The organism is Peribacillus cavernae, from assembly GCF_003989135.1.
GTDB lineage: Bacteria > Bacillota > Bacilli > Bacillales > DSM-1321 > Peribacillus > Peribacillus cavernae.
Window position 1 is genome coordinate 1 of the sequence record NZ_RYZZ01000061.1, and the last position, 1,150, is coordinate 1,150.

The following is a 1,150-nucleotide window of genomic DNA, read 5'->3' on the forward strand; positions in this document are numbered from 1 at the left end:
AGGCTAGTTGTATAATCAAATGCAACAGCCTAAAACGTGAAAAGCCATAGTAAACCGTGTATGATTAAGTCGTCTAAAACACAATCAATACGGAGGGTTTACCAATGGCTCAAACAAATTCTACCACAACTAGGCGTACTTTCAAGCATCTTACCGCTTTTGACCGAGGAAAGATTGCTGCCTTGTATGCCGAAGGGAAATCCATGCAGGTAATTGCCGACATCGTGGGCTGTCATAAAAGTACCATCTCACGGGAGTTAACACGTGGTACCGTGACACAAATGAAAACAGGTAAAACGATGTTTAAATCCTATTTCCCTGATACAGGCCAAATCAAGTACGAACAGAATCGTCAGGCTTGCGGTTCCAAGCTCAAACTGGATGATACCATTGATTTCATCCAATTCGCGGAAAAAAAGATCTTGGAAGACAATTGGTCCCCCTGATGCGGTCTGTGGATATGCTAAACTCCACGGTCTCTTTGACGATGCCATGGTTTGTACCAAGACGCTTTATACCTATATTGACATGGGCCTTCTCGGCGTGAAAAATATCGATTTGCCCCTGAAAGTCCGCCTGAACACAAAGAAAAAACGAATTCGTCAAAATAAACGTGTCCTTGGCCGCAGTATCGAAGAACGCCCAGCTGAAGTGGCACAGCGTGAAGAATTCGGCCATTGGGAAATCGACACAGTCATCGGGAAAAAGAGCCAGGATGATGCATTGATGACGCTTACTGAACGGAAAACACGCAAGGAAATTATTGTAAGGGTCGCCGCCAAGAACAGCGAAGCAGTGAGCGCTTCTATCGCTGATTTACGCAACAACTATGGTTCCCTCTTCTCACACGTTTTCAAAACCATCACCGCCGACAATGGATCCGAATTTGCCGACCTCGGCCTCTCTGTTAAAAACGTGGAGACGGAAGTCTATGTTACCCACCCGTACACCTCTAGCGAACGGGGAACGAACGAACGCCACAACGGGCTCATACGGCGTTTTATCCCCAAAGGAAAGGCCATTGCTTCGGTGTCTGATGTAACAATTTCATATGCCGAGAATTGGTGTAACCAACTTCCACGAAAGATCCTGGGATACAGAACACCTGAAGAGTGCTTTCAAGAAGAGCTGGCTCTTCTGGCGTGATGTT

1 pseudogene is annotated in these 1,150 nt (G+C 46.2%); it reads left to right on the top strand.

The features are described from left to right. Positions 1–104: 104 nt before the first annotated feature. A pseudogene (locus ELQ35_RS22310) lies at positions 105–1,146 on the top strand (IS30 family transposase). Positions 1,147–1,150 lie beyond the last annotated feature (4 nt).